Genomic DNA, 3,186 nt, shown 5'->3' on the forward strand with positions numbered 1-3,186 from the left:
CGCCCACGCGGCCGCCGGAGGAGGCCGTGCGGCGACCCGCACCCCGCCCGCGCCCGCCCCCGCGCCCGCCCGGTGAGCACGTCCCGCCCGCCGGGCTGGGGCGCCGGGATCGCACAGAGCGCGGCGGGCGGGACGTGGTCACCGGGCGGGTGCGGGGGTGGGCGCGGGCGGTGTGCGGGTCGCCGTACGGCCTCGTGCGGCGGCCGCGCGGGCGAACGCCATCGCGTCCTGTACGGCCGCCCCGCCGGGGTCGTTGTTGAAGTAGGTGTACACGTCCCGGCCGTCGTCGAAGGCCCCCGCGATGCGCCGCAGCCAGGTCTCCAGGGCCTGCCGGCCGTAGCGCGGCCAGGGCTGGGCGCGGCCCTGGTGGAAGCGGACGTAACCCCAGTCGGCCGTGCGCCACAGCGGGGTGACCGGGCGGGAGAGGACGTCGGCCCAGCACAGCGCGGCACCCCGGGACTCCAGCACCCGGCGGACCTCGGGCGTCCACCACGACTCGTGCCGCGGTTCGACGGCGACCCGGGCCGACGCCGGGAAGCGGCGCAGGCAGGCGTCCAGCAGGCCGGGATCGGCGCGCAGGGTCGGCGGCAGCTGGAGCAGGACGGGGCCCAGCCGGTCGCCGAGCCCGGCCGCGTGGGTCATCAGCCGCTCCACCGGCTCCTCGGGGTCCTTCAGCCGCTTGATGTGGGTCAGATACCGGCTCGCCTTGACCGCGACGACGAAGTCGCCGGGCACCCGGTCCCGCCAGGCTTCGAAGGTCTCCCGCGCCGGCAGCCGGTAGAACGCGTTGTTGATCTCCACCGTGGCGAAGTGCTCCGCGTACACCTCCAGCCACCGCCGTGTGGGCACGTCGGACGGGTACAACCGGCCCTTCCAGTCCTTGTACTGCCACCCCGACGTGCCGACATGCAGAGGCATAACCCCATCAAAGCATCACAGGTACAGCCCCGCCTCCGACCCGCCCCGCGGCTCCGGCAGCGCGGTCGGGGAGGTGCCCCGGCGCAGCGCGTACAGCTCGGCCAGCGTCGCCCCGTCCCGGCCGACCGCCTGCTCCCGGCCCGGGACCTCCGCCCCCAGCCAGTCGATCGCCTCCGTCCGGGTCAGCCGCCCCACCTCGATACGGGCCAGGCAGCGGCCGGGCCGGACGACGGCGGGGTGCAGGCGCTCCAGGTCCTCGTTGGTGGTGACCCCGACCAGTACGTTGCGGCCCTGGCCGAGCAGCCCGTCGGTGAGGTTCAGCAGCCGGGACAGCGCCTGCCCCGCGGTGTGCTTGGCCTCGCCGCGGATCAGCTCGTCGCAGTCCTCCAGGAGGAGCAGCCGCCAGCGGCCCTTGCCGGCCGTGTCCTCCTCGCCGATCGCGATGTCCATGAGATAGCCGACGTCACTGAACAGCCGCTCCGGGTCCAGCACGCAGTCGACCTGGCACCAGTCCCGCCAGGAGCGGGCGAGGGTGCGCAGTGCGGAGGTCTTGCCCGTGCCGGGCGGGCCGTGCAGCAGGAGCAGCCGGCCGGCGATGTCCTCCGGGGTGGTCTTCATCAGCCGGTCCATCGCCTCCGCGACCGGCGCGGTGTAGTTGGGCCGCACCTCGCCCCAGGTGCCCGCGGAGATCTGCCGGGTGGTGCGGTGCGGGCCGCGCCTCGGCGAGACGTACCAGAAGCCCATCGTGACGTTCTCCGGCTGCGGCTCCGGCTCGTCGGCCGCGCCCTCGGTCGCCTCGCCCAGCACCTTCGCCGCCAGGTCGGCGCTGGTCGCCGTCACGGTGACGTCGGCACCCCGGTTCCAGCGGGAGACCAGCACCGTCCAGCCGTCGCCCTCGGCGAGGGTGGCGCTGCGGTCGTCGTCGCGGGCCACCCGCAGCACGCGCGCGTCCGGCGGCAGCAGGGTGGCCCCGGAGCGGACGCGGTCGATGTTCGCGGCGTGCGAGTAGGGCTGCTCGCCCGTCGCGAAGCGGCCGAGGAACAGCGCGTCGACGACGTCGGAAGGCGAGTCGCTGTCGTCGACGTTGAGCCGGATCGGCAGTGCGTCGTGTGGGTTCGCGGACATGCCGCCATGATCGGGCACGGGGGCCCCTCATGCACCCGGTTTCCGTGGTGCGCGCGGAGTGTCGCACTCCGCGCCTGTCGTCCCGGAGTGCCCCTTACCCGCCCCTTCGCTGCCTTCGCGTCATCTGTCGCAGCGCCCGGCCCCGCCGTTACTGTTGCCCTCGATGGGACGACATGGGTGGGATGCGCGGGCACGGCGGTGGCGGCTGACCGCGCTGCTCGGCGCGTCGGCGGCCGTCGTGGCCCTGCTGGTGACCCTGGCCGGCACGCCGCCCGGCGGCGGCGCTAACACGGAGGGCACCTCGCGCGACGGCGACAAGGTGCCCGGCACGCCCGCCACCCCGCGCGCACGGCCGGAGCGGGCTGTCGGCTGGGGCTTCACCCACACCCAGTTCAGCGCCGACGAGGGCAGCCCGCGGGCCGTCGCCCGCGTCGAGGACCGGCTGAAGGGCGCCCGCCTGCCGCAGAACCAGCACATCATGGGCTGGGGCGCCGACAACCCCGAGCCGGCGAAGGGGCGTTACGACTTCGCGGCCCTGGACAGGCGCGTCGACTTCATGCGCGCGTCCGGCGCCACCCCGGTCATCACCCTGTGCTGCGCCCCGGACTGGATGAAGGGCGGCGAGGCAGGGAAGACCGACTGGAGCCAGGAGGCGCTGGAGACGGCGCCCGAGCCGGAGCACTACGGCGACTTCGCCGCCCTCGCAGCGACCGTCGCGAAGCGGTATCCGGACGTACGGCACTTCATCGTGTGGAACGAGTTCAAGGGCTTCTGGAACGACGCCGCGCACCGCTGGGACCACGAGGGCTACACCCGCATGTACAACCTGGTGCACAGGGCGCTGAAGGACGTCGACGAGGACATCATGGTCGGCGGCCCCTACCTGGTCATGGACAGCCTCGACCCGCGCCAGGAGCACGCCTCGACCGCGGTGAAGGGTCCGTGGGGCGCGCTGGACCAGCGGGTCCTGGACGCCTTCGCCTACTGGAACCGGCACAAGGCGGGCGCGGACTTCGTGGTCGTGGACGGCTCCAGCTACACCCGCGACGACGAGCTGCTGCCCGACGAGTTCGCCGCCACCGCCAAGTTCACCGCGGTGGGGGAGTGGGTGCGCCGGCAGACCGGCGGCGCGCCGCCGCTGTG

Annotated in this window: 3 protein-coding genes; 1 reads left to right on the forward strand and 2 read right to left on the reverse strand. The window is 74.3% G+C overall.

Annotation, left to right across the window (positions count from 1 at the left end):
* Positions 1-138: 138 nt before the first annotated feature.
* Positions 139-918, reverse strand: coding sequence for a DUF72 domain-containing protein (locus CCN42_RS33910; protein ID WP_086741273.1), 780 nt, complete (start codon positions 916-918; stop codon positions 139-141).
* Positions 919-933: 15 nt separating this feature from the next.
* Positions 934-2,043, reverse strand: coding sequence for a DUF5925 domain-containing protein (locus CCN42_RS33915; RefSeq protein WP_086741274.1), 1,110 nt, complete (start codon positions 2,041-2,043; stop codon positions 934-936).
* Positions 2,044-2,206: 163 nt separating this feature from the next.
* Between CCN42_RS33915 and CCN42_RS33920 the strand changes: the two genes are divergently transcribed.
* The coding region (locus CCN42_RS33920; protein WP_086741275.1) for a GH39 family glycosyl hydrolase at positions 2,207-3,186 on the forward strand (980 nt) is incomplete at its 3' end.

Source organism: Streptomyces glaucescens, from assembly GCF_002154375.1.
Classification (GTDB): domain Bacteria; phylum Actinomycetota; class Actinomycetes; order Streptomycetales; family Streptomycetaceae; genus Streptomyces; species Streptomyces glaucescens.

What these genes read in the sequence shown, in the direction of transcription:
- CCN42_RS33910 (WP_086741273.1), bottom strand. Translation starts at nt 918, where the DNA reads ATGCCTCTGCATGTCGGCACGTCGGGGTGGCAGTACAAGGACTGGAAG.
- CCN42_RS33915 (WP_086741274.1), bottom strand. Translation starts at nt 2,043, where the DNA reads ATGTCCGCGAACCCACACGACGCACTGCCGATCCGGCTCAACGTCGAC.